The sequence below is a fragment of the Thermostichus sp. OS-CIW-33 genome, assembly GCF_054059615.1.
This window is the reverse complement of sequence record NZ_JBSSCH010000025.1, coordinates 1-23,285: the sequence shown is the minus strand read 5'-3', so window position 1 is coordinate 23,285 and position 23,285 is coordinate 1. Positions and strand designations below refer to the sequence as shown.

The following is a 23,285-nucleotide window of genomic DNA, read 5'->3' as shown; positions in this document are numbered from 1 at the left end:
CTTCTGCCATTTGTTTTCATCTAAAAAAACCAACTTCATCCTCTTTCCTCTATAAATTATTCTCTCTATCCTAACATAAGATCAACACGACCTAGGAAGTGAAAAGAAAGTATTCGGTAACTCTGATAAAGGCCTGTGAGTACCCTCCTTGCTGAAGATGACGCTCTCTACCGTCAGCATGTCCATAGCCTACTGACGCAACATTTGCCTGAGTTCGGCCCGGTATACATGGCCTCGAATGGCCGAGAGGCGTTGGAACTTTACCGTCAGCACCACCCCAGCTTCGTGTTGATGGATATCCGCATGCCCGAGATGACCGGGATCGAGGTAGCGCGGCAGGTTTGGTCAGAGTGCCCCAGCACGCGCATCATTTTTTGGTCGCATTTTGCCGATGAAGTCTATGTGCGGGAGCTGCACAAGATCGTGCCTCCGCAAACTGTCTATGGCTACCTTTTGAAAAATTGCACCGATGAAAAATTGGTCAGCGCCATCCAAGCGGTGGTGCAGGATGAGCAATGCGTGATCGACCGAGAGGTGCGCGGGGTCGATTCCCGTTCACAAAACAAAATCACCGGTCTCAGCGATGCCGAGTACGAAGTGTTGATCGACATTGCCCTCGGCCTCACCGACCAAGCCATTGCTGCACGGCGCTTTTTGTCCCGCCGAGGGGTAACCGACCGTCTGCGCAACCTCTACGACAAGTTAGAAGTCAGCAACGACCAAATTGAGAGCGACGAGTGGGGAACCACTTTCAGCTTGCGGGCCAGAGCCATCCGCCTTGCTTTCAAACGGGGGTTGATCAACGCCCAACTGCTGGATGAGGAGGAAGTGCATTTGGATCACTGGCTCAGCCGCTACCGACTGGATCCGTTGGACTAGAGAGGGGGTGTTCGAGCCGTCATCGCTCTTGGCAAGCACTTGTAGTCAATTCCCTTGCCAGCGACCAAGGAGACTTGGGCTCAATGGCTGGCCACCCCGCCAAAGAACTGGGATCAAAGCTCCCTCGTACCGCTATGGAGAAGCAAGCCGGCAGTGTGGGGGGTCGCTAGCGGAAAATCATCTCGGCAACCGCCTCAAAGCCGGCATCCAACAGCCGATCCAAGACCGACTGGGCCTGGCTGCGACTGTCGTACAGGCCCGCCTGCAACACTGTTCTGCCGTTGAAAACCGTTTCCACCGCCTCGGGGATGAGCTGCCGCAATCGGTTCAAGTCATCGCTGCTCTTGGGGGTCACCAACACGCGAAATTGAGTTGCCGTTCGCGTTGGCGAAACGGAGTCGTTACCCACAGCAACCACAGGGGGGGCAACTGGAGTTGTAGTGGGAGCAGAGGGAGTGGCCGGGATCCCTGCCGATGAGCGACGGGCCGGCGGGGGCAGAAGGGTGGTGATATCTGTGAGGGGAGCCGAGGGTGGCCTGGGAACAGGAGCTGCGGGGGCAGGGCCAACCGGCTGAGCAGGTGCGGTAGAGCCATCTGGCGTGAAGGGGACGGCAACAAACTCCTGCGCTTGGGGTTGAGTGTCGGCCGGCTGGGCAGGAACGTTGGGCAAAACGCGCCCCCCCGATCCCGATAGAGAGGCAACTGGGCTGGGATCCGTCGATTGCGGCACCGTTAAAACCGGTAAGGTGGAGGGGGTCTCAGCCGCTGGCCGGGGATCCCTGGGAGTAGCCGGCTGGGACGGGGCACTGGGCAGAGCCAAAGTGCCAGGAGCAATGGGGCGGGGAGCGCTATCGGGGAGAGCGGCAACGGTGGTTTGACCGGACAGATCCAGATCCCCTTTGACCTGGCCCCGCAGTTGGTTGCCGTTGGCATTGAGGCGCAGGCCGCGGGTGGCGTTGTGGATGTCGTATTGGCCGTTGCCCTCAAAGATGTTGTTGCCGGGATCCGTGGCCGTGCCCAAATCCGGCTGGGCAGTGGTGATGGCAGTGAGGCCGGTCTCCAAGTTCTGGGCGATGAGATTGTTGCGCAGGATGGGCCTGGAGCTGCCCCCGACAACCACGCCGGTACGGTTCTGCAGGATGCGGTTGTTGCGCACAATAGGCGCCGAGCGCTGGTCGATGGTGAGGCCAAAGCCGGTTTCTTGGAACAGGTTATTGACGATGGTGGGCTGGGAGGTGCCCAAAACGGAAATGCCGTTGGCCCCGTTTTTATAGAAGCGGTTGCCCTCCACCCAGGGATTGGAAGCGCCGGCAATGAAGATCCCATCGTGGATGCTGCCCACAAAGCTGTTGTTGAGAATGCGCGGGGAGGCCGATTCCACCCAGAGGGCATAGCCGCGCCGCCCCTGGTTGCGCAGGGTAATTCCTCGCACTTCTGCGCCGGTCTCTGCCAGCAGAGCAACATTTTGTCGCCCCAAGGTTGGGCTCATGTAGGTACCCCCGCCGGTGATGAGATAGCCCTCTCCCAAGGTGGACTCGTCCCCACGTAAGGTGAGGCCGGCTTTCAGGCGAATGGGGAAGGTTTCGCCGCTCTCCTCGCTATACACCCCGGGAAAAAGCTGAATGACGCTGCCAGCCTCAGCCCGCTGAATGGCATAAGTAATCGTCTTGAAGGGGTTATTGCGGGATCCATCCCCACGGGTATCGCTGCCGTTGGCCGCATCCACAAAAATAGCCGGGCGATTGTCCGGGAGAGGGGGAGCTTGAGGCAGGGTCTGCTCACCGGTAATGCCGGTGTCCAGGGAAGTTTGCGCCCAGCCGGGATCCAACTTTGCTGTCAGCAGTAAGGTGGTGCCAAGCATCAGAGAGGTTGCCAGCCGCGTCAGCATTGCAGAACGATGGCGCTGCGCCCGCAGGCCGGGCAGGACTGCTGTAGATTGGTGTTCGCCGGATTTCTGCAGACCAATAGGCAGTAAGGACAATAAGGAAGAGATCATGGTGGTTATCCTCACACCAGGCTGGGCTAGAGAAGAAAGGCCGAGGTTATCCTACCAAACTGAGTAGGCGGGATCCTGCCCTATCCGCCAACTCCAAATACGGACTAACGCAGGCTTTTTTTGCAAGTCTAACACTAGCCCTAGAGTAACCTCCCTGCTTGCGCCATGACCTACAAAACCCTTGTCCCCGAACATCTGCCCCAAGAGCCGTCGCTGCTTGAATCCGAGATCCTGCTGTCTCCGGTCTCACCGTGGCAACCCCTGATTCATCTGCTGCTGTTGGGGATCCCGGCCTTCTTGCTGCTCTTGGGAAAGCTGATGGCTCAGCCGGTCTTGGGCTGGGGGGCGGTGCTGGCTTGGCTGGGCCTGGCGGGCTGGTGGGGGCGATCGCTTTGGGCTCAGATCGGACGCCGTCTTTGGCAGTGGCTGACCACTTGGCCTCAATTGGCCTGGGCGGGAGTGGCCCTCAGCTTGGCCGTGATGGGAGAGATTGCCGGGAGCGGGCTGTTTTCTGCCTTGGGATCCCTGAGTTGGGAAGCAATTGGGGCTTTGGGAGAAGTGTTCGGGGCCACAGGCCAAATCTTGATTGCCATCCTGGCTGCCTACATCGCCTGGCGGCAGTACATCATCTCCCGCGATCTCACCATTCAGCAGAATATCATCACCCAGCAGCAGACCATCGACGCCTACTTTGAAGGCATTTCCAACCTGGTCTTGTCTCCCGATGGGCAGTTGGACGATTGGCCTCTGGAGCGGGCCATTGCTGCCGGGCGCACGGCTGCTTTGTTGAACGGGGTGGATCGCTTCGGCAAAGCCAAGATCCTGCGCTTTCTCTCCACTGCTAACCTGCTCAGCCCTCTGCGGCGGGATCAACACCTGGGCCGACCCATTCTGGACGGCAAAGGGGGTTACCAGCGGGATCGCGTGAACGGCATCCGAGTGGTCAACCTGGGCACGATGCTGGAGGGAGCCGACCTGCATGGCACCCTGTTGCGAGCGGTGGATTTCAGCGAAGCCAGCCTGGAGAGAGCCAACCTGAGCGGCTGCGATCTCAGCCACACCAATCTGTGCGGAGCTAACTTGCGGGATGCCGACCTGCGCGGGGCCGATCTCTACCGCGCTTTGCTGTTTGTGGGATCCCCTCAGACGGCTTCCCCTGCTCAGCCAGGGCAAAAGCCCGATTTCAAGACCGGGGCCTACACCGGAGCTATCGTGGCAGGGGCAGATTTCCGCCAGGCTCGCCGCCTTTCCCCCGAACAACGGGCCTACCTGGCCGCCTGGGGGGCCGAGCTGGATCCCGCGTCCGAACCTCCCCTCAACTCTCCTCAGCCGCGTTTGGATCCTGCCGACAAAACAGAGTCGTTTCCCCCCCCTGCTTCCCCAAGCCCTTGAGCGAGAATAAATCGATAAGCCTGGTTCAGGGCTTTTGCCGCCGATTCTTCGGCTATTGCAACTCGCCTCTCCCTTGGGGAGAAGGGCGATCCCCTTCGATTCTCAAACATGGCACGGTTGCTCACCAAGTTCTGGCTGCTGGAGCGCTATCTATTTGGGCAGATGCTCACCCCAGTGCTGACCGGTGTTGCGGGGGGAACCCTGCTGCTGCTGGTGGGCCGACTGTTTACCCTGGCCGAGCGGCTGGTCGAGGGATCCGTCCCCCCCCTGACGGTGTTGCGCCTCTTGGTTTTGGATCTGCCGGAGATGGTGGTGCTGGGTATGCCCATTGCCGCCTTTTTTGCCACCATGCTCACCTTGGGCAAGCTGAGCGGCAGCAGTGAGATCACCGCTATGCGGGCAGCCGGGATCCCTTTTAGCCGGATTTTCCGACCCCTGCTGCTGGTGGGGTTGGCCATGAGCTTGAGCGCTTTTTTCATTAGCAACGTGCTGCTGCCGGCCAGCAAACAGCAAATCCGCCAGATCGATCAGCAAGCTTTGCTGGCCCAGGCCACCACCCCGGTGCAATACGATGTCTTTTTCAAAACCGAAGACAACCTCTGGTTCTTCATCCGCCAAGTGGATCCCCGGTTAAATACGATGCAAGATGTTACGATTTTGCGGGTGGATCCCTTGCCGGGAGGCAAATACCAGTTGGCGGAAGTGACCTTGGCCGCTCAGGCAGTGTGGAATGGACTGGAGTGGAGCCTGAGCGAAGGGGCAACCCACCTTTACGGCCCCACGGGTCTCAGCATTGCCGAGCAAACGTTTCATCGCAAGCCGCTGCAAGTTTCCCAGGATCTGGCTACCCTAATGCAGCCGCCGGTTCCCCCCAGCGAGTTGAGCTTACCGGAGCTGGCGGAGCGGATTTCCCGTTTGGCCCGCTCCAATCTCAATACTCAGGCTCTGCGCACCGAGTTCCACATGCGCTTCTCCCTGCCCTTGGCCAGCTTTTTTGCCGTGCTGATTTCGCTCCCCCTGGGATCCAGCACTGCCCGGCGGGTGGGACGCTACGGGGGCGTCGTCTTCGGGATCCTGTTGGTGTTTGGCTACTACGTGGTTCTGAGCGTGTCTCGCAGCTTGGGAGAAGTGGGAGCCCTTCCCCCTTGGGCGGCAGCCTGGAGCTTCAACATCTTGTTCGGCGGCATCGGACTGGTGCTGCTGGCCCGCTTCTTGCGCTAGAGATCCACCCCAGCATCCGCCAGTCCTACGTTCTCGAAAATCTCCTGCAGAAGACAGGGATCAACTTCCCTTGCTTCTCCTTCCTCCGTCCCCTTACAAGGTAGGGATCAACAGGCCAGGGATCCCATTGCGGGGAGAGTCTGTCTAGACTGGAAAGCAGCCCTACGGGGATCCCTATGCGAATTGGCGTGCCCAAAGAGATCAAAGAGCAAGAGTTCCGTGTCGGGCTGACGCCGGCAGCGGTGCGGGCCTTGACCGAGCAGGGGCACCAGGTGTGGGTGGAGACCCAAGCGGGCCAGGGGGCGGGATTTAGCGACGAGGACTACCAAAAAGCGGGGGCCAAACTGGCCGCCACCCCTGAGGAGATCTACCAGCAGCAGCTGGTGGTGAAGGTCAAGGAGCCCCTGCCGGCTGAGTATTCTCTGCTCCATCCCGACCTTATTCTGTTCACCTATTTGCACTTGGCCGCCAGCCGCGAGCTGACCCAGGCGCTGTTGCAATCGGGGGCCACCTGCCTTGCCTATGAAACGGTGGAATTGGCAGATGGATCCCTGCCTTTGTTGGCGCCCATGAGCATGATCGCTGGGCGGCTCTCGGTGCAATTTGGCGCCCATTACCTCACCCGACAGCAGGGGGGGCGGGGCGTGTTGCTGGGCGGGATCCCAGGGGTATCGCCGGGACGGGTGGTGATCTTGGGCGGAGGCACGGTGGGCACCGAGGCGGCCAAAATGGCCGTAGGCTTGGGGGCGCGGGCGCAGATTTTGGACATCAACCTGCAGCGGCTGAACGAGCTGGAGCTGCTCTTTGGATCCCGTGTGGAGCTGCTCTACAGCACGGCCCAAAGCGTGGAAGAGTGTGTTCGCGAGGCCGACCTGCTGGTGGGGGCAGTGTTGGTGCCGGGAAGGCGGGCGCCGGTCTTGGTGGGAGAAGAGTTGGTGGCCCAAATGCGTCCTCGCTCCCTCATTGTGGATGTGGCGGTGGATCAGGGGGGGTGCATTGCTACCACACGGGTTACCACCCATGCCCAGCCGGTTTACGAAGCCTACGGGGTGCTACACTACGGCGTTCCCAACATGCCCGGAGCCGTTCCCTGGACTTCGACCCAAGCGCTGGTCAACGCCACACTCCCCTACATCCTCAAGCTGGCCAATCTCGGCTTGCCCGCTGCTTTGGAACAAGACTCGGCCTTGGCCAAAGGGCTCAACATCAGGGCAGGCAAGCTCATCCACCCGGCAGTGCGGGCCACTTTTCCAGATTTGGGCTAGCTTGTTCAGGCATCGGTGGGATCCCCTGGAGCAGATGCTACTGTCGCCAGGACAGGACATAGCGCTCCAAAGCCGCAAAAAAGGTGTAGAGCAAAATGCCCATAATGCCGAGGGCAACCAAACCCGCAAAGGCCAAAGGCACATCAAAAGAAGAACTGGCCGACACGATCAGGTAGCCCAGCCCCTGGTTGGAAGCCACCGTCTCCGAGATCACCGAGCCGACAAAAGCAAAGGAGATGGCCACTTTCAACGAGGCAAACAGGTAGGGCATGCTGTGGGGTAGCCCCACCTTGGTGAAAATCTCCCAAGAGCTGGCCCCCAGCGAGCGCAGCACATCTCGCATCTCAGCTTCCACCGTCTCCAGCCCCACCGCCACATTGACTGCAATGGGGAAAAAGGCCAGCAAAAAGGCCGTGATCACCGCCGGGATCAGGCCCAAGCCAAACCAAATCGCCAGCAGCGGCACCAAAGCCACCTTCGGGATGGTGTTAAACCCCACCAGCAGCGGGTACAAACACAGATGGGCCAGGCGGGAGCTGCCGATGATCGATCCCAGCAATATCCCCCCCACCAAAGCCAGCGCAAAGGCCAGCAGCGTCGAAGTGAGGGTGGTTAGGGAGTGACGCAGAATCACCGGGCTCCACTGGTTCATGGCTGCCAGGATCTGGGTGGGCGCCGGCAGAATGAAGCGAGGAACGTTGAACAGCCCCACCCCCACCTGCCAGAGCACAAGGGTCAAAACGATGGTGACAGCGGGCAAGACCACAGAAGCCGTTTGGGTCTGCAAAAATCGGTCGAATGATTTTTTCATGGGATCCCTCGGCAGAAATGCGCGGTAACCTGTCCAGCAAACCTTTCCAGATTTTTTGGATCAAGGGCTCTTTGGCCTAATAGCTGCGCCGAATGTGCTGGCGCACTTCCGAGACCAAGCGGTGAAACTCGTCCGTCAGGCAGATCTCCAGCGGGCGTGGACGGGGCAGATCCACTTTGAGGGAAAAGATGATCTCGCTAGGCCGTGGCCCCATCACATAAATGGTATCGGAGAGGAAAACCGCCTCCCGCAAATCGTGAGTGATCAAAATGGCGGTGCAGCCGGTGCGCAGCCACAGCCGCTGCAACATTTCCCACATATCCTCGCGGGTAAAGGCATCCAAAGCGGCAAAAGGTTCGTCCAACAACAACAGCTCCGGCTGATGGATCAAAGCGCGGCACAGGGAAGCCCGCTGCCGCATTCCCCCAGAAAGCTGCCAAGGATAGGCTTTCTGAAAACCCTCCAAGCCTACGGTGGCCAGCAGCTCCAGCGCCGACTTCTCGTGCTGGGCCAGGTTTTGCTTGAAGGTGCGCTTGTAGGGCTCTACCACCTCCAACGGCAGCAACACGTTCTCCAGGGTTGTGCGCCAGGGCAGCAGCACCGGGTTTTGAAAGGCCATGCCCACACTCTTCAGGGGGCCGGCGATGGGCTGCAACTGAAAGTAGAGGGTGCCGCCATGGTCAGTGTTCAGGCCGGCCATCATCTTCAAAAGAGAAGTCTTGCCACAGCCGCTCGGCCCAACAATGGAGACAAACTCCGAGTGGGCAACAGAAAAGCTGACGTCGCGGATGATCGTGACTGGGGATCCCTTGGTGGGGTACTGCAGCGAGACGTGGCGCAACTCCAGAACGGGCTTGCCCGAAACAGCGGGGGAAGATAACCCACTTTGAACCACCCTCTGCGACTCCAACATTGACTCAACTCCAATGATTTTCATAGTGGCCCAAGTGAGGGCTGATCCCCCTGATCCAGACAGATGATGGCGGGAGCAATGAGGGTTGCAGGCCGGTTTATCTCGATTGGTATGGCCAACCCCATCCCCACTACATCAGAGAGAGGGGCAGCCAGCTGTGTTGCCAGATACTTTGTGGGCCGGTGAGGTCCCCCCATTTTCCGCTTCAGGAGATGTGGGATCCCCGAGGGCCCGGTCATCGAAGACAGTGACTGTCTATCAAGTAAAGCCCCGCCTACTGATGTTCGAAGACGTTACTGAAGCCCAACAGATCCAGCTCTACCAAAGTAGGCAAATGTTGGAAACACTGCTGCGCCAACTCCCAGCGTTCTTCCCGCCGTAACATCTCCGCCAACTTGTGGCGCACCGGGATCAAATAGCGAACATCGTTGGCGGCATATTCCAGCTGTTCGGCGGATAGCGCGTGGACGGCCCCCCAGTCGGAGCTTTGGGCAGCTTTGTTGAGTTCGACCCCGCACAGCTCGCTCACCACATCTTTGAGGCTATGTTTGCTGGTGTAGGTGCGGGCCAGTTTGCTGGCAATTTTGGTACAAAAGACAGGCCGCACCCGGATCCCCAGGTGATAGCGCAGCATGGCCAGGTCAAAGCGGGCGTAGTGGAAGATCTTCTCAATGCTTGGAGCCATCAGCAGCTGCGCCAAAAAGGGGGCCTGCTTTACCCCGCGGCTCAGCCGCAACAGCACCACCTCACCGGCGGAGTTGGCGATTTGCACCACGCAGAGCCTGTCCCGCTGCGGGATCAGCCCCATTGTTTCTGTATCCACGGCCAGGTAAGGTTCCCCGGCCAGGGCCTTTGCCACTGCAGGGGTGAGATCTTCGTCGCAGAGCTGGAAAGGTTGCAGGCCCACTCAGGATCTCTCAAAAGGGTGTTTTGGCTGCATAACCAAGCGGCGAAGGCCAGGCAACTACCAGCTAGACTTGACCACACCTGGCAATAAGCCTCTGTGGGCCATTTCCCGCAGGCTGTTGCGGCACAGGCCGAAATCGCGGAAGTAACCCCGGGGACGCCCGGTTTTCCAGCAGCGGTTGCGCAGGCGTGTGGGCGAGCTGGCCCGAGGGAGTTTTTGCAGTTGGGCGTGCAGCTCCATGCGGGTGGCCTGGTCGATGTTGGGATCGGCCATGGCCGCTTTCAGTTGTTGGCGCTTCTCCCGATACTTCTCGACCAAGCGTTGGCGCTTTTTCTCCCGCTCGATCATGCTCTTTTTAGCCACGGCTCACTGTTTCCCCAGATTTTTCAGTTTTACTAGAATAACGGGGAGCAGCGGCCCCAAGCAAGGGGATCCCAGGCCCGCCCACGGCCATCCTCGCCAATGTTCATCCCTCCTTTTCCGGTCTCCGTAGGATCCCTGAGGCCAGCCCCTCGGCTTGGGGGCAACCTACCTCTATAGGCGAGGTTGGTGTTGGGTGATGGCCATTTCCAGAGTGATCCCGTTTATCGCCACCAAGTTTAGGGTTTCCCCAGAGCAGATTGAGGCCACGCGCGTGATTCTCCACAAGCCGCCGGCTCTGTTGGCAGTGCTGAAGTCGGCCTCTCCACTGCCCAAAGAGGTTTTGCAGGATCCCAGTTTGGCCTATATCTATCCTGCCGCCTTCATTCAATGGTCGAAGTGCATGCATGGCTTGGCGGATTGGGACACTGGGCCGGCACTGAGCTACGCCGATTATGTGGCGCAACTGAAGCTGGCCTTCCTGCCGACGGATATTGCCCTGAGCGGCCATTAGGGATCCCTTGGGTTGGCCATCCCATTTCGGAAGATGCGCCGGGAAGCCTCGCGGACAAACTCTTTGAGCCAACCGGATTTTTGGGTATTTTGCACCTGGGCTTTGACCACCGCCTGCATCCCCCCTTCTCCCCAGCTTTGGTTGTGCTGGAAATACTCAATGAAGCTCTTGCCGGCAATGCGGGTGAGATAGCCAGCACTGGCTGCCTGAATGGGGGCTGTCGCCAGAAAACCGACGACGCTCACTTCGGCAACGGTGGCCAAGATCCCCGTGGTCAGTTGGATCGCCCCTTCCACCAAGCCCAAGCCCGCTAGGGTTTTGGCCAGAGACAAGGCCAGCTCCCGCCCCTGCTGCAGATCCATCTTGCAGCCGTAAAGGGATCCCAGTTCCACCACCATCTGGGCGTTGATGGCGGCAATGGCCAGCAGATCCACCGCCGGGATGGGGTTGGCGAACACCACCCCTGTAACAATCCACTGAAAGCGATCGATCACCTCCTCCGCCTGCCGGCGCAGTTGGGCTTGGAGAATCCGTTTGGCCTCTTCCCCCAACTGTTGCGATTGCAGCAGAGCATTGTCCAAGGCCAGGGATCCCCCCTCGGCATAGAGCACCGCCTGCACGCGATCCCGCACCGCCGCCACCTCCGGCTCCGGTCGCCAGGTTTGGGATCCCACCCGCACAGGGGCTGGAGCAGCGGCGGCTATCAACACATCCTGAGGTGGAATCAGGGGGTAGACCCGCTCCCGCAGGCGTTGCAAGAGGATCTGCCGTTCTTCTGAGGTGTAGCGATCCGCTTTGTTCAGGATCAGCAAGGCCCGTTTGCCCAGGGCGATCAACCGGCGCAAGGGATCCACCTCTGACTGGCGCAGATCCCCATCCACCACCACCAGCAGCAGATCGGCAGCTTGGGCTTGGGCTTGCGCCTCCTGTTCCCGCATCACCCCTGCCGGGCCGATCTCCAAAATGCCGGGGCAATCCAGGATCTGCACCGGCTGCGGGATCCCAGGCAAGTTCCAATCGTAACAAGCCACCGCCTGGGTGGTGCCCAGAGTGGCCCCCACCGCCCCCGCCCGCCGCCCCAGCAGCGCGTTGACCAAAGAAGTCTTGCCCGCCGACCCAGTGCCGAAGACCACCACCTTCAGCTGGGGCTGGGCCAACTGTTGGGCCAGCAGAGCCGACCGCTCCGCCAGCGCTGCCCGCGCCACTTCATCCTGGATTTGCGCTAGCTGCGCCTCCAGTTGAGCCAAGTTCTGTTGCGCCGCTTTCCGCTTGTCCAAGGCCGTCTCCGGCAAGGCAAGGGGTTGGGTAATTTCCCTCCTGCTGGGGGCGGGTTGGCGAAACAGAAACAAGTAGTAGATGGCAGCGGCCAAAAACACCAGCAGCAGCAGCAGCAGCACCCCAATCAACAGCCCCCCCAAAATCGGGTGGTAGCGGGTGGCGTAGTACAGATCGAGAAACGATTGGATCAGCCAGACGATCAGCCCGGTGAACGAGGCCAACAGCGCCAACAGCAGCAGCAAGCGCAGGTAAGGGAGCGACCGCATAGGGATCCAACAAGGCCACAACCGTTCGCGTCAGCGGGACGGAGTCCTTTTGACTCTACCCGCGGCTGAGCATATCCGGCTACCTAGATGTCGCCTTCTGGCTGCAGGGGCAGGGCTTCTCCATCCGACTCTTCCTTTTCACACCGAGATTCCCCCTCGATGACCTGAATGGCCTGCGGATCCCCGTCAACTTTCACTTGCAGATGGCGCAACTGCCATGCCGAGCTGGCCATGCCCCGCTCCGATTCCACCACCACATCGCCGGTGCGCTGGGCCCCTGTAATCAAAAAGAACAGACACACCCAACCGGCTTCCTCATCTTCCTGAAAACGCAGCCGCGAGGGCCATCCCGGCCTCAGGGGCTCTCCCAAACGTTCCACCACCACGGCATTTTGTTCGAGCTGCTCCACCGCCAACTGGTAGGTGCGATAGGCTCCTGAGGCACGGATCCCATTCCAGACTAGGATCCCTGCCCCCGCCAGCCCCAGGCCCAACACCGCCAGCAGGCCCAAACAGCCGCAGCCACAGCAGCCCAGAGGGACAGCACAGCCGACTTTTTGTGGAGTTTCTGACACAGCCCATTGCCACCCTAAAATGCCCCCACCCTAACACAAGGCTGTTGCTCATCCTCTATGCCTGCGTTGCCGACAAGGTACAGACAAAAAGCCAAGCAACCCTACGCCATTTGTCGGTGACGAACATCGCTTCTCAGTTCCGTATTGCCACAGATATCTGTTACGGCCTCAAGCAACAGCTCGAAAAATCATGGGATCAGCACCTCTTTGGCCAGTTCAAGCAACTCACTGTTGAGTCTAATTTTGTACTGCGGTGAGGATGGGATCCCTACGTATCCAATTGTTGGCTCTGCTCCCACTTCGATTAGAAAGGCTTGTGACACAAAGATTTCAAGCTTTTCGCCTACACGGAATCCGGATGGCTCAGAAGGTCAATAGGTATCTGGAAAGCCCTATTTCCGAGCACCGAGAAAGAAGACAAAGTGCGCGCATACCGAATCCGCTATTTGGCGGAGTCAATATCAGAGGGATTTGTCGAGAATAAGAGCAGCAAAAGGTCTCCATCCAATCGCCTAAACCTATGGATGAAGCGACAACCATAACCGTGCAGCAGATCATTCAAACCGCCATGATGACCGGTTTGCTCACCGCTGCTCAGGAACACGAACTTAACGTAAGGCTATTTCGAGAGGAGTGCTCCGAAGCCGACCTCTTCCTGCTGCGCCGTCTACACCGCTGCCTACGCCAGGGATCCATCCGCCAGATCCCGGCCCTGAACAACACTGTAGCGGTTGGCCGCTTTGGCCCGCCCCTGCGCCTGGTACCGGACAGAGCCGAGACAACTCAGTCCCAGCCGACTGGGTTAAGCCTGGCGAGGGATCCCAAGATCGGGTAGTCAAGCAATTACAAGCAATTAGTGACGAGGGGGCAGAGGTAAGGCCGAGGGTTGGGCAACGGTCAAATCAGGGAAAGGGGGAGCTGAGGTTTTGCTTTCCCCGTCGTGCAGCAACACATATAAAGCAAACACATATAAAGCAAGGGATCACCAACGACGTCAACGGCAAGGCAATCTCGAATGAGCTACGGACTTCTACAGCACTTCCCTTTGCCTCTCTTCATCGCTGGAGCCCTTCCGAGTTCAGCCGCCTAGCTAAGCTTTTGAATAGGAGCGATACGGGGATCCAAGATTTTCTGTTGACCGATAGCGGGAAACCTCACCGCAATCGTGACCCGTTCACCACTGCCGAACACATGGGTAATCTGGCCTTGTCCGAATTGGGGATGTTGCAAACGATCTCCAATCGCCCACTGTTCTGAACGGCTTTGGCGGCGATTGGGCCTGGCCTTGGGTGCATCTGAAAGGGACAGTCCACTGCCGTGGGAGAGCTGTCGAGAAACGGCTCCGCGTCTGTCGAATTCGATTAACTCTTGGGGCAGTTCACTTAAAAATACCGAAGGAATAGCTGGTTCGCGGTTGCCGTAGAGCATCCTTTCCCTGGCGTGGCTGATATACAACTGCTCACGGGCACGGGTAATGCCCACGTAGCAAAGGCGTCGCTCTTCTTCCAAAGCAGCGGGATCCTCCAAAGCCCGGAAATTGGGAAATAGACCCTGTTCCACCCCCACCAAGAACACAACAGGAAACTCCAAACCTTTGGAAGAGTGCAACGTCATTAGCGAAACTTTCTCAGCGCCTTCCTGAAGGTTGTCCAAGTCGGAAGCCAAAGACACATTGCTCAAAAAAGCCTCAAGGCTGGGATCCTCCTGTTCTTCCTCGAATTGGCGAGCGGCATTGTAAAGTTCCATCACGTTGGCCGCTCTTTCTTCGGCTTCGTCTGTACCCTGTGCCTTGAGATCCTCCAAATAGCCGGAATCCCTTAGCAACCCTTCGATAAGGGTGGCGGCTGAAGTCTGAGAAGCCTGTCGATGCCAATGCTGAATCAACTGAGCAAACTGAATGACAGGCTTAGCCGAACGGCCCGCCAAGCTACTTACAGAGGTTTCATCGCTGAGAATTGCCCACAAAGGCACGTTGAGAGCCGCCGCCGCTTCGGTCAGCTTGTCCAGAGTAGATTTGCCGATGCCACGGCGCGGCACGTTAATAATTCGCAGCAGGCTAAAGGAGTCGGCAGGGTTAGCCACAACCCGTAAATAGGCTAGGACATCCTTAATTTCTTTGCGGTCGTAAAATCGCAGTCCGCCCACCACGGTGTAAGGGATCCCCCACCGCAGCAAGACCTCTTCAAAAGGACGGGATTGAGCGTTGGTGCGGTAGAGAATGGCAAAATCTCCCCAGGAGAAAGCATTGGCATTTTGGCTGTGTAACCGCCGGATGGTATTGACGACAAACTCGGCCTCTGCAATCTCGTCATCCGCCTGATGAAGGAAAATCGGACTTCCTTGCTGACGGGTTGGCCTGAGAACTTTATCAATGCGCTCTGTATTTTTCTCGATGAGAGCGTTAGCTGCCTGCAGAATGGTAGCTGTAGAGCGATAGTTCTCCTCCAGCTTGATCATGGTGCGGGTATCATCATCCGGGAGACCATCTCCAAAGGTCTCTTGAAACTCCAGCAAAATGGTAAAATCTGCCCCGCGAAACCGATAGATGCTTTGATCGGCATCTCCCACCACAAAGATCGATCGGTTTCTCCAATCCAACCGAGATCTGCAGGTCTCGCCGTTGGTGGCCAACAGACGAATCAACTCATACTGAGTGCGGTTGGTGTCTTGGTATTCATCCACCAAAATGTGTCGAAATCGTTGGTGCCAGTAAGCCAACACCTGCTCGTTTTGTCGAAAAAGCTGCACTGGTATCCAAATCAAGTTATCAAAGTCCAGAGCATTGTTGGCTGCCAGTTGGTCTTCATAGATTTCGTAAACTTGGGCAATGGTACGGCCACGGAAGTTGGGCTGATTGCGCTCCAGGTCGGCAGGAGTCCAACCTTGGTTTTTGGCATTGCTAATGGCGTAGCGTACCGACCTTGGGTCAAACTTGCGCTCATCCAAGTTCAGTCGCTTGGTTACAATCTCCTTCACCAGAGATTGGGCATCTGATTCATCGAAGATCGAGAAGTGGCGAGTCCACTTGCGCCCCTTGGGATCCTGATATTTTTCGATCTCCAGGCGCAGGATCTGGGCAAATAAGCTGTGGAACGTGCCAATCCAAAGAGGCTTAATCCAGCGGTGGTAAACAGCAGATTTTAGTCGCGTTGCCTGGGCCGGCTCCAATTCCTCTAAGGGGATCCCAAATTGTTCTTGAGCTTCTTGTTCGGCAAAGAGCTGCTCAATGCGCTCTTTCATCTCACGGGCGGCCTTGTTGGTGAAGGTCACGGCCAAAATTTCTCCTGGATCCACCCGATAGTGGCGAACCAGGTAGGCAATGCGGTGGGTGAGGGCGCGCGTCTTGCCGGAACCTGCCCCCGCCACCACTAGCAGCGGGCCACAAAAGTGTTGCACCGCTTGCCGTTGAGAAGGGTTGAGGGCATCCAGCAAAGAGGCGTGAGTCATGGCCAGCAAACCAGAAACTGCCTTCCATTATGGGCACCAACCCAATGGGGATGAGAAGCCCAGAGGGCATTTTGGAGCACCAAAGATGAAGATCGGTTAAGATTTGGCCGGCCCGCTCCAGAGCTCCCCGCCATGAACCGAGTGCTGTCCTGCTGCTGTGCCCCGGCTAACCGCTGCTGGCTTTGCGTTCAAAAGAGACTTGTGGCTTTGGGGTTTGCCACCCTTGCCCTGCTTTCTCAAGGTGCGTTCGATCCCGCCCAAGCTGGCAACTGCCCCAGCAACGGCAACCCCAAAACATCTCTTGACCTCAAGGTGGAAAGCGTTTCTGGGGATCGGCTTGACCTAAGTCGGTATGAGGGCATTCAAGCGTTGATCTTGACCAACAGCCAAACCCGCTCGCAATCGGAAGCCCTCTCCAAAAGTTTGGCCCTGGAGTTTGGGCAAAACCCTCGGCTGCGCCAGATCGTGCTGGTGGATGGCAGGGGGCTGCTGCTGGTGCGCCACTTGGTTTTGCAGGCCATCCGGGAGAGTGTACCGACGGATCCCCGCCTGGTTTCTCCGTTTGTGTATGTCTCGGTCGATTTTGAGGGAGCAACCATCCAGAAGCTGCAAGAAATAGCCGCTGCAGCTTTGCCTGGGATCAATTTTCGCCGCCAGGCTGTTTTGTTGCTGTTGGACGGCCAGGGAACTCTTCTGAGCGGATTTGCCGACTTGGAGCAATCCAACCTCAGCATTCGCCGGTGCATTCGCACCCTCATGGGATAGTCCCACTTCCCTTTCACACCGGCAACGCCTCTCCTCTGCTGCTCTGGCCCAAGCCATTAAACTGGTCATACCGGTCATGTTGAAGCTTTGAGTCAACCGGTCGAACGACGGTTCACTGTTCGCGGGATCCCATGCGCCGCCAGCTCAAAATCTTGAACCAAATCCTCGATTACAAGCTTGCCAACTTGCGGCTGTTTGGCCGAGCCGAGCTGAAGGGGCCTGTTCTCAACGTGCTGCTGGAACGGCTGCCGGGCGATGTGGTGGATACCCTGCAGGTGATGGAGGTGGTGCGCAGTGCGGTGGAAGCCTCTCTGCTGCAAGGGTTGCGCAAGGTCAACGTTTACCTTTGGTGCCGCGGACAAACTGAAGAAGCGCCGGAGTGGAGCGAAAGCTTTGCTGTAGAGCCATTGGTCTTGGCCCACCCCAAGGAGCTCCGAAGCCTTGCTTTCAACTATCGACAAGACTATCCCGGCATGCGGGTGCTGTTTTTCTGCCTGGGCCTTTGTCTGGGCGGCTTTTACCTGTTGGGGGGCTGGGAGCAGACAGGTTGGATCGATTGGATCCCCGTAGGACTGGCCTTCGCCTTGGGGGTGATCTTCCCCTGGCTCAAGCGCTCCCTCAGCCAGTTTGTACACCCTCTATTTCTCCGCCTTGGCCTGGGCTTGGGCTTGGTCTTATTGGGCCTGGCAGTGGCGCTGATCTGGCGGCAGGGCTGGAGCGTTGCCTATGGGATCCTCGGCCTCCTGGCCATCCTCCTGTTGGGTCTGGGAGCCTAGTTCTCAACCGGCAGTGGTGCCGCTGAAGACGTGTAGGGCAGGGCCGGTCATCCACACATGCTGTGTGCTCGGATCCCAGCGAATTTCCAGATTTCCTCCCGGCAGTTCTACTGTAGCTTGCGATTCTGCCCGCTCTTCCAAGACAGCAGCCACCAAAGTGGCACAGGCACCCGTCCCACAGGCCAGCGTTGCCCCTGCTCCCCGCTCCCAAACCCGCAGGCGCAAACGAGTCGGGCTGAGCACCTGCACAAATTCGGTGTTGGTGCGCTCAGGAAAGGCCGGATGATGCTCAAACAGGGGGCCCACAGCTGCCAAGTCCAGCTCCTCCAGGGATCCCTCTTCTTCCAGGAAGACCACACAATGGGGGTTGCCCATGCTCACCGCCGTCACCCGCCACTCTCGCCCGGCCACTGCAAGCGGCTGCCGAATGACCTTCTCATCCGGTTCGACCAAGGTGGTGGGGATCTGCTTGGCCAAAAGGCGAGGGATCCCCATGTCCACTGTGACCAGCCCATCTGCCCGCACCTGCGGCACGATTCGCCCCGCCAAGGTGTGGATCTGGTAGGCGCCATCCCGACCTGGGATCCCCAAGTCCTGCAGAAAGCGGGCCAAACAGCGGATCCCATTGCCGCACATCTCCGCCTCGGAACCGTCGCTGTTGAAGAGGCGCATGCTGAAATCTGCCCCCTCCTGCCCCGGCAGCAGGAAGATAACCCCATCGGCTCCTACCCCAAAGCGGCGATTGCAAAGGGCGACGGCCTCTTCCGGGCTCAAGCAGGGTTGAGACTGCCGGCGGTTGTCCACCAAGATAAAATCGTTCCCCAACCCCTGGTACTTGTGAAAGGAGAGACGGGGGGGCAACCGAGCAGACATTTACCCAGATATCCCAACGACAGGCCTTAATCCTCGTGCATCTCGTAGGGATCCTGCAAGTCCTTGGAAGGGGGGCCAAAGGCCGTGTAGATGGCAAACGCAGTGATGCAGATGGTAACTGCCGCAATCGCCACAATCAGGGAAAAGGTGGGCTCCATATCGTTGTCTTTGATCCTGAGAGTATTCGACTACAGTATTACACAAGTTTACAATTCATTGCCCAAGACAAAAAGGTTCGGCCAGATTCTGATAGCGTGATTTTAAAAGGCGGCTGCTTTGGCGGTGCTGAGCACCAGGGATCCGCCTTCGAGCCTGCTATCTTCGACTTCGTCAACGTGTTCGGTTTCTAAGCGAGAACCTATGGCCATTCGTACCAAACTGGGCGATCTGCTGCGTCCTCTCAACTCGGAATACGGCAAAGTGGCTCCCGGCTGGGGCACCACGCCCCTGATGGCGGTCTTCATGGCCCTATTCGCCGTCTTTTTGTTGATTATCCTGCAGATCTACAACAAGTCGCTGCTTTTGGAAGACATCAACGTTTCTTGGGAGAGCCTCAGCTTCTGAGTTCCCCAGCCCTACTCTGGAGAAAATCCCCGTCCCGCCAGACAGTTGCAAGCGGGATCAAGGCAGCTCCTCTTCTCCTCCGAGCCGATGCCTTCAGGGTGCTGGCTCCAGGCGCAGCAGGGATCCATTCGGGGCGTCCGTCAACAGGTAAAGGAGTCCATCCGGCCCCTGCCGCACATCGCGAATGCAGCCCACCGCCCCCTCTAAGAGACGCTCTTCTGCCACCACGCGCTCTCCATCCAGTACCAAGCGCGCCAGGTGTTGCCCGGCCAGCGCCCCCACAAATAGGTTGCCCCGCCATTCGGGGAAAGCCTCCCCTGTGTAGAAAGTCATGCCGGAAGGGGCAATTGAGGGTGTCCAGTGCAGCAGGGGCGAAGCCAATCTAGGAGCTGCCGCCAGTCCTTGGCCGACGGGTTCTCCCGTATATTCTCGACCGTGGGTGATTAGGGGCCAGCCGTAGTTGACGCCGGGGGCCAAGATGTTGATCTCGTCCCCACCCTGCGTCCCATGTTCATGGGACCAAATTGCCCCTGTTTCAGGGTGGCGGGCCATTCCCTGAATGTTGCGGTGGCCATAGGTAAAAGTTTCCGGCAAAGCCCCTGCTTGGCCGACAAATGGGTTGTCCGCCGGGATCCCGCCCGCACCCGTAATGCGCAACACTTTACCGGCAGAATCCCCCAAATCTTGGGCTCGATGCCGCTCTCCGCGGTCGCCGGTGCTGATGTAGAGGAATCCTTCTTCGTCAAAGACCAAACGGGAGCCAAAGTGCTGCCGGGCAGGGGTTTTGCGCTCCATATCAAAAATCACTTCCAGATCCTGTAGGCCCCCTTCCCCCAGACGGGCTCGCGCCACCCGCGTGCCTCCCCCACCGGGCCCAGGAGCGGCATAGGACAGGTAAATCCAGCCGTTCTCTGCATGGTTGGGGTGCAAGGCGATGTCCAGCAGGCCCCCCTGCCCCTGGGCAAACACCTCGGGCACACCGGCTATGGGCTGGGGATCCAATCCCTGGGGGGTAACTCGGCGCAGCCGCCCTGGGCGTTCGGTAACCAAGAGAGTTCCATCCGGCAAAAAGGCCATCCCCCAAGGGTGCTCCAAACCCTGGGCCAAAGTAACCACCCGAAACGCTTGCTCCGTTCTGGCCCTGGGCAAGGCTTGGGCATGATCCCCCTGTTGCAGGGTCATCACCATCTCCGGGCTGACCGGGTAGGCCGCCACGACAGCGGGGACGGACACCCCCCCAAAAAGCAGCAGTGAGGAGAGAAGCTTGATCGCCGGGATCCTCATGGCCATTGCCGCCTCGTTTTCGCGATGGATTCTGGGATCTGAGCTAACCGATTATTGCCGCTGCTCTTCTGGAGATGGGTACCGATGAGGGTAAAACCCACTGCGGACCAGAGTGGGCAACCCCCTGTCCCCTCCCGGCCATAGGCTAGCCTTGAGAGCAGCAATCTGTCTCCAAAGCATGCTGGAACCTGGCGAGATCTTGGGACTCGATCCCGCGGGCGCGAACGGCCAATCCCCCGCCCGCCCGCCCCAAAGGCCAACCTGCGGATCCCTGCAGCAGCTCCAGCCCCACTCCAGAGGGATCCACCTCATCTGTGCCCAGGGCCGCTGGTCTATGCAGGTGCTCACCCCCCGTCTGTTTCGGCTGCGCTTTAGCCCCAGCGGAGCGTTTTTGCCCCGTCGTTCCTGGGATGTGGCTCCAGCCGATGAAGAGTGGCCGCCGGCTCCCTTTGAACTGCAGGAAAGCTCCACCCAAATCCACCTGTCCACCTCCCAGGTGCAAGTTCAGATCGATCGGGATCCCCTCCGGTTCAGTTTTCAAGACTCTCAAGGGCAAGAGTTTTGCGCCGATGTCTCCTCTGGGCTTACCTGGGGATCCGATAGCATCCGCCTGGTCAAACACCTCCACCCTGCCGAGCACATCTATGGCCTAGGGGAACGGGCGGGGCTACTCAACAAACGGGGTCGGCGCTACAGCCACTGGACTCGCGACTGCTGGAACTACGACGCCCACAGCGACAATCTCTACCAGGCCATTCCCTTCGCCCTGTTTCTTCGCCCCAACCTCTGCTACGGGCTCTTCCTGCACTGCACCCACTGGAGCCAGTTCGACCTGGGCCAGATCGATCCCGAGCAGTGGGCCATCGAGGTGCGCGCCCCCGAGCTGGATTACTACCTGATCTACGGCCCCACCCCGGCCTTGGTGCTCGAGACCTACACCCAACTCACTGGGCGGCCTCCCCTTCCTCCCCTCTGGGCCTTGGGCTACCAACAGTGCCGCTGGAGCTACGCCAGCGCCGCCCAGGTTCAAACCGTTGCGCAGCAATTTCGCCAGCGGCAGATCCCCTGCGACGTCATTTACTTGGATATCGACTACATGCGCGGCTACCGCGTCTTCACCTGGGATCCCCGCCGCTTCCCCGAACCGGCCCGGCTCATGGCCCAACTCCACGAGGCTGGCTTCCGGGTGGTAGCCATTGTGGATCCCGGCGTCAAGTTCGAGCCCGAAGCCGACTACGCCGTCTTCGACGAGGGCTTGGCCCAGGATTTCTTTATCCGCCGCGCCGACGGCCACCTCTTCCATGGCTACGTTTGGCCAGGCAAAGTCCTCTTCCCCGACTTCTTGCGCCCCGGAGTGCGGCAGTGGTGGGGATCCTGGCAACGGGTTCTCACCCAAGCCGGTGTGGATGGCATCTGGAACGACATGAACGAGCCGGCCCTCAACGACCGCCCCTTTGGAGACGGCGGCCAGATCGTCGATATCTCCCTCGATGCCCCCCAAGGCCCACCCGACGAACCCACCACCCACGCCGAAGTTCACAACCTGTACGGCCTGCTGATGACACGCGCTTCCCGTGAAGGCTTGGAACAGCTCAACCCCAACCGGCGCCCCTTCGTGCTGACTCGCTCCGGCTTTGCTGGGATCCAGCGCTGGGCTGCCGTCTGGACAGGCGACAACCAATCCTCCTGGGAACACCTGGAGATGTCCCTGCCCATGCTCCTAAACCTGGGCCTGTCGGGAGTTAGCTTTGTCGGCGCGGACATCGGCGGCTTCGGTGGCAATGCCACTCCCGAGCTGTTTGCCCGTTGGATGCAAATGGGAATTCTTTACCCCCTCATGCGCGGCCACAGCGCCCTGGGCACCCGCCCCCACGAGCCCTGGAGCTTTGGCATCGAAGTGGAAACCATCTGCCGGCAGGCCATTCAGTTGCGTTACCAGCTGCTGCCCTACCTCTACAGCCTCTTTTGGGAGTCCAGCCAAACCGGATCCCCCATCTTGCGCCCCCTTCTCTACGAGTTTCCCGACGATCCGCAAACCTACGAGATCTCAGATCAAGCCATGCTGGGATCCGCCCTCCTAGCTGCCCCTGTGGTTCGGCCTGGCGTGCGGTGCCGCGCTGTTTACCTACCCCAGGGCACTTGGTTTGATTGGTGGACAGGTCAGGCCCACACCGGCCCCCGCTACATTCTCGTCCCTGCCCCTCTCGAACAACTGCCGCTGTTTGTGCGGGGTGGCTCCGTTCTGCCTTTAGCTCCCCCCTGCCCGTCCACCGCCCACCTGCGCCGTGACCAACCGCACCTCAAACTCTACCCCGGCAACGGCAGCTTCACCCTCTACGAAGACGACGGGGAAACCCTCGCCCATCGAGCAGGAGCCTGGGCCACCACCCTCTTCCGCTTGCGACAGCAAAATGGCCAGCTCATTCTGGAGATCGAGGCCCGCCAGGGCAACTGGAGCCCGCCCCAGCGTAGCTGGCTTCTGGAGCCCCTTGGCCACACTCCCCTCTCCCTGCCGGACACCGGACAGCCGCAACGGGTTCTCTGGCCCACCCCAGAGGATCCCCCGTTTAGCTAATCGCCCTCACGGCCTCCAGCAGCTCCCGGTTGTCTCGCTTGAACAAGGGCAGCCACTCCACATGCTGGTAGCGTAGGATCCCTTGGCTATCCACCAAAAAATAGGCCCGCCGCGTCCCCAGCAGGCTGTCCACCCCGTACTGCTGGCTCACGGTTCTGTCCACATCGCTCAGCAAAGGAAACTCCAGCTTAAGCTGCTCGGCAAAGGCTTGGTGCCTGGAGAGGGGATCGCTGCTGATCCCCAAGATCTCGCAGCCCGCGGCCCGGAAAGCTTCCCAATCCTCCCGAAAGCAACGCATCTCGCTCGTGCATACCGGGGAAAAATCCGCCGGGTAAAAGGCCAGCAACACCTTGCTCTTGCCCCGGTAGGCCGCCAGTGAAATCTGGGCTCCCTTTTGGATCCCTTTCCCCACCGCAGGCAAGCTAAAGTCAGGAGCAACAGCCCCAATCACAATCCCCATAGACCCGTCTAACCCAATCTGAGCTCACTTCAACAGTCTAACGGTGGATCCGGATCCCTTCTGGCTTCAAAAAATTTTGGGTTGGATATCTTGACGGGGTGGTGGGGGTGGGGATAGGGTAGTAAAGCGCCACAAGGCCACCCAGCCCCGGCGCCCCAGAACCT

Annotated in this window: 22 protein-coding genes; 10 read left to right on the top strand and 12 right to left on the bottom strand. The window is 59.1% G+C overall.

The features are described 5' to 3' along the window. The first annotated feature begins 135 nt into the window (after window positions 1-135). Window positions 136-879, top strand: a complete 744-nt coding sequence (locus ACVWZG_RS12670; RefSeq protein WP_457407293.1) for a response regulator — start codon at window positions 136-138, stop codon at window positions 877-879. A gap of 166 nt (window positions 880-1,045) precedes the next feature. On the opposite strand, the gene ACVWZG_RS12665 is transcribed toward ACVWZG_RS12670, so the two are convergent. After that, on the bottom strand, window positions 1,046-2,875 hold the full coding sequence (locus ACVWZG_RS12665; protein ID WP_457407295.1) for a DUF1565 domain-containing protein: 1,830 nt from the start codon (window positions 2,873-2,875) through the stop codon (window positions 1,046-1,048). 165 nt (window positions 2,876-3,040) lie between these two features. Here ACVWZG_RS12665 and ACVWZG_RS12660 point away from each other — a divergent pair, with 165 nt between their 5' ends. The 3 genes from ACVWZG_RS12660 (at window position 3,041) to ald (ending at window position 6,753) form a co-directional block, all read left to right on the top strand. Then, window positions 3,041-4,267, top strand: a complete 1,227-nt coding sequence (locus tag ACVWZG_RS12660) for a pentapeptide repeat-containing protein (protein ID WP_457407297.1) — start codon at window positions 3,041-3,043, stop codon at window positions 4,265-4,267. Window positions 4,268-4,375: 108 nt separating this feature from the next. Next, window positions 4,376-5,488 carry an LptF/LptG family permease gene (locus ACVWZG_RS12655; protein ID WP_457407299.1) on the top strand — a complete coding sequence of 371 codons (1,113 nt, stop codon included), beginning with the start codon at window positions 4,376-4,378 and terminating at the stop codon, window positions 5,486-5,488. Window positions 5,489-5,664: 176 nt separating this feature from the next. Further along, window positions 5,665-6,753, top strand: coding sequence for an alanine dehydrogenase (gene ald / locus ACVWZG_RS12650; protein ID WP_457407301.1), 1,089 nt, complete (start codon window positions 5,665-5,667; stop codon window positions 6,751-6,753). A gap of 37 nt (window positions 6,754-6,790) precedes the next feature. Here the strand turns inward: ald and ACVWZG_RS12645 are convergent, their stop codons facing one another. The 4 genes from ACVWZG_RS12645 to rpsN form a co-directional block, all read right to left on the bottom strand. Further along, window positions 6,791-7,564, bottom strand: a complete 774-nt coding sequence (locus ACVWZG_RS12645) for an ABC transporter permease (RefSeq protein ID WP_414356055.1) — start codon at window positions 7,562-7,564, stop codon at window positions 6,791-6,793. 76 nt (window positions 7,565-7,640) lie between these two features. Next, complete coding sequence (locus ACVWZG_RS12640) at window positions 7,641-8,477, bottom strand: ABC transporter ATP-binding protein (protein WP_049749636.1); 837 nt, start codon at window positions 8,475-8,477, stop codon at window positions 7,641-7,643. A 274-nt stretch (window positions 8,478-8,751) separates the two neighbouring features. After that, on the bottom strand, window positions 8,752-9,384 hold the full coding sequence (locus ACVWZG_RS12635; RefSeq protein WP_457407304.1) for a ribonuclease D: 633 nt from the start codon (window positions 9,382-9,384) through the stop codon (window positions 8,752-8,754). Between the two features lie 57 nt (window positions 9,385-9,441). Beyond that, window positions 9,442-9,747, bottom strand: coding sequence for a 30S ribosomal protein S14 (gene rpsN / locus ACVWZG_RS12630; RefSeq protein ID WP_011432985.1), 306 nt, complete (start codon window positions 9,745-9,747; stop codon window positions 9,442-9,444). Window positions 9,748-9,943: 196 nt separating this feature from the next. Between rpsN and ACVWZG_RS12625 the strand changes: the two genes are divergently transcribed. After that, window positions 9,944-10,258: a hypothetical protein gene (locus ACVWZG_RS12625; protein WP_011432986.1), complete on the top strand. Its 315-nt coding sequence runs from the start codon at window positions 9,944-9,946 to the stop codon at window positions 10,256-10,258. On the opposite strand, the gene ACVWZG_RS12620 is transcribed toward ACVWZG_RS12625, so the two are convergent. Together ACVWZG_RS12620 and ACVWZG_RS12615 are read right to left on the bottom strand one after the other, a co-directional pair. Then, the gene (locus ACVWZG_RS12620) at window positions 10,255-11,802 is read right to left on the bottom strand and encodes a YcjF family protein (protein ID WP_457407306.1); all 1,548 of its coding nucleotides are present in this window, start codon (window positions 11,800-11,802) and stop codon (window positions 10,255-10,257) included. The two genes, ACVWZG_RS12625 and ACVWZG_RS12620, sit on opposite strands and share 4 nt — an antisense overlap. Before the next feature lie 83 nt (window positions 11,803-11,885). Beyond that, window positions 11,886-12,377 (bottom strand): cytochrome c oxidase assembly factor Coa1 family protein, encoded by a 492-nt coding sequence (locus tag ACVWZG_RS12615; RefSeq protein ID WP_457407309.1) that lies wholly within the window; start codon window positions 12,375-12,377, stop codon window positions 11,886-11,888. 520 nt (window positions 12,378-12,897) lie between these two features. Between ACVWZG_RS12615 and ACVWZG_RS12610 the strand changes: the two genes are divergently transcribed. After that, window positions 12,898-13,212 carry a hypothetical protein gene (locus ACVWZG_RS12610; protein ID WP_011432990.1) on the top strand — a complete coding sequence of 105 codons (315 nt, stop codon included), beginning with the start codon at window positions 12,898-12,900 and terminating at the stop codon, window positions 13,210-13,212. Between the two features lie 251 nt (window positions 13,213-13,463). On the opposite strand, the gene pcrA is transcribed toward ACVWZG_RS12610, so the two are convergent. Beyond that, window positions 13,464-15,824 (bottom strand): DNA helicase PcrA, encoded by a 2,361-nt coding sequence (gene pcrA, locus ACVWZG_RS12605; RefSeq protein WP_457407310.1) that lies wholly within the window; start codon window positions 15,822-15,824, stop codon window positions 13,464-13,466. A gap of 201 nt (window positions 15,825-16,025) precedes the next feature. On the opposite strand from pcrA, the gene ACVWZG_RS12600 reads away from it, so the two are divergent. Then, entirely contained in the window at window positions 16,026-16,589 is a 564-nt protein-coding gene (locus ACVWZG_RS12600; RefSeq protein WP_414342261.1) for a hypothetical protein, read from the top strand. 131 nt (window positions 16,590-16,720) lie between these two features. Next, window positions 16,721-17,365 (top strand): hypothetical protein, encoded by a 645-nt coding sequence (locus ACVWZG_RS12595; RefSeq protein ID WP_414375245.1) that lies wholly within the window; start codon window positions 16,721-16,723, stop codon window positions 17,363-17,365. 3 nt (window positions 17,366-17,368) lie between these two features. Here the strand turns inward: ACVWZG_RS12595 and dapF are convergent, their stop codons facing one another. Both dapF and psbN read right to left on the bottom strand, forming a co-directional pair. After that, window positions 17,369-18,238: a diaminopimelate epimerase gene (dapF, locus tag ACVWZG_RS12590; protein ID WP_457407312.1), complete on the bottom strand. Its 870-nt coding sequence runs from the start codon at window positions 18,236-18,238 to the stop codon at window positions 17,369-17,371. A gap of 26 nt (window positions 18,239-18,264) precedes the next feature. Beyond that, window positions 18,265-18,396: a photosystem II reaction center protein PsbN gene (gene psbN / locus ACVWZG_RS12585; RefSeq protein ID WP_011432995.1), complete on the bottom strand. Its 132-nt coding sequence runs from the start codon at window positions 18,394-18,396 to the stop codon at window positions 18,265-18,267. A 202-nt stretch (window positions 18,397-18,598) separates the two neighbouring features. Here psbN and psbH point away from each other — a divergent pair, with 202 nt between their 5' ends. Then, window positions 18,599-18,802, top strand: a complete 204-nt coding sequence (gene psbH, locus ACVWZG_RS12580; protein ID WP_414331336.1) for a photosystem II reaction center phosphoprotein PsbH — start codon at window positions 18,599-18,601, stop codon at window positions 18,800-18,802. A 93-nt stretch (window positions 18,803-18,895) separates the two neighbouring features. Here the strand turns inward: psbH and ACVWZG_RS12575 are convergent, their stop codons facing one another. Continuing rightward, complete coding sequence (locus ACVWZG_RS12575) at window positions 18,896-20,092, bottom strand: PQQ-dependent sugar dehydrogenase (protein ID WP_457407314.1); 1,197 nt, start codon at window positions 20,090-20,092, stop codon at window positions 18,896-18,898. A 106-nt stretch (window positions 20,093-20,198) separates the two neighbouring features. Here ACVWZG_RS12575 and ACVWZG_RS12570 point away from each other — a divergent pair, with 106 nt between their 5' ends. Then, window positions 20,199-22,661: a glycoside hydrolase family 31 protein gene (locus ACVWZG_RS12570; protein WP_457415411.1), complete on the top strand. Its 2,463-nt coding sequence runs from the start codon at window positions 20,199-20,201 to the stop codon at window positions 22,659-22,661. Here ACVWZG_RS12570 and ACVWZG_RS12565 read toward each other — a convergent pair. Continuing rightward, on the bottom strand, window positions 22,654-23,121 hold the full coding sequence (locus ACVWZG_RS12565; RefSeq protein ID WP_011432999.1) for a peroxiredoxin family protein: 468 nt from the start codon (window positions 23,119-23,121) through the stop codon (window positions 22,654-22,656). The genes ACVWZG_RS12570 and ACVWZG_RS12565 overlap by 8 nt on opposite strands. Window positions 23,122-23,285: the final 164 nt, after the last annotated feature.

Coding starts and splice junctions, on each gene's coding strand:
- ACVWZG_RS12595 (WP_414375245.1), top strand. CDS start 16,721: ATGCGCCGCCAGCTCAAAATCTTGAACCAAATCCTCGATTACAAGCTT.
- ACVWZG_RS12660 (WP_457407297.1), top strand. CDS start 3,041: ATGACCTACAAAACCCTTGTCCCCGAACATCTGCCCCAAGAGCCGTCG.
- ACVWZG_RS12575 (WP_457407314.1), bottom strand. CDS start 20,092: ATGGCCATGAGGATCCCGGCGATCAAGCTTCTCTCCTCACTGCTGCTT.
- ACVWZG_RS12665 (WP_457407295.1), bottom strand. CDS start 2,875: ATGATCTCTTCCTTATTGTCCTTACTGCCTATTGGTCTGCAGAAATCC.
- psbN (WP_011432995.1), bottom strand. CDS start 18,396: ATGGAGCCCACCTTTTCCCTGATTGTGGCGATTGCGGCAGTTACCATC.
- ACVWZG_RS12645 (WP_414356055.1), bottom strand. CDS start 7,564: ATGAAAAAATCATTCGACCGATTTTTGCAGACCCAAACGGCTTCTGTG.
- ald (WP_457407301.1), top strand. CDS start 5,665: ATGCGAATTGGCGTGCCCAAAGAGATCAAAGAGCAAGAGTTCCGTGTC.
- psbH (WP_414331336.1), top strand. CDS start 18,599: ATGGCCATTCGTACCAAACTGGGCGATCTGCTGCGTCCTCTCAACTCG.
- ACVWZG_RS12620 (WP_457407306.1), bottom strand. CDS start 11,802: ATGCGGTCGCTCCCTTACCTGCGCTTGCTGCTGCTGTTGGCGCTGTTG.
- ACVWZG_RS12655 (WP_457407299.1), top strand. CDS start 4,376: ATGGCACGGTTGCTCACCAAGTTCTGGCTGCTGGAGCGCTATCTATTT.
- pcrA (WP_457407310.1), bottom strand. CDS start 15,824: ATGACTCACGCCTCTTTGCTGGATGCCCTCAACCCTTCTCAACGGCAA.
- dapF (WP_457407312.1), bottom strand. CDS start 18,238: ATGTCTGCTCGGTTGCCCCCCCGTCTCTCCTTTCACAAGTACCAGGGG.
- ACVWZG_RS12565 (WP_011432999.1), bottom strand. CDS start 23,121: ATGGGGATTGTGATTGGGGCTGTTGCTCCTGACTTTAGCTTGCCTGCG.
- ACVWZG_RS12625 (WP_011432986.1), top strand. CDS start 9,944: ATGGCCATTTCCAGAGTGATCCCGTTTATCGCCACCAAGTTTAGGGTT.
- ACVWZG_RS12640 (WP_049749636.1), bottom strand. CDS start 8,477: ATGTTGGAGTCGCAGAGGGTGGTTCAAAGTGGGTTATCTTCCCCCGCT.
- ACVWZG_RS12610 (WP_011432990.1), top strand. CDS start 12,898: ATGGATGAAGCGACAACCATAACCGTGCAGCAGATCATTCAAACCGCC.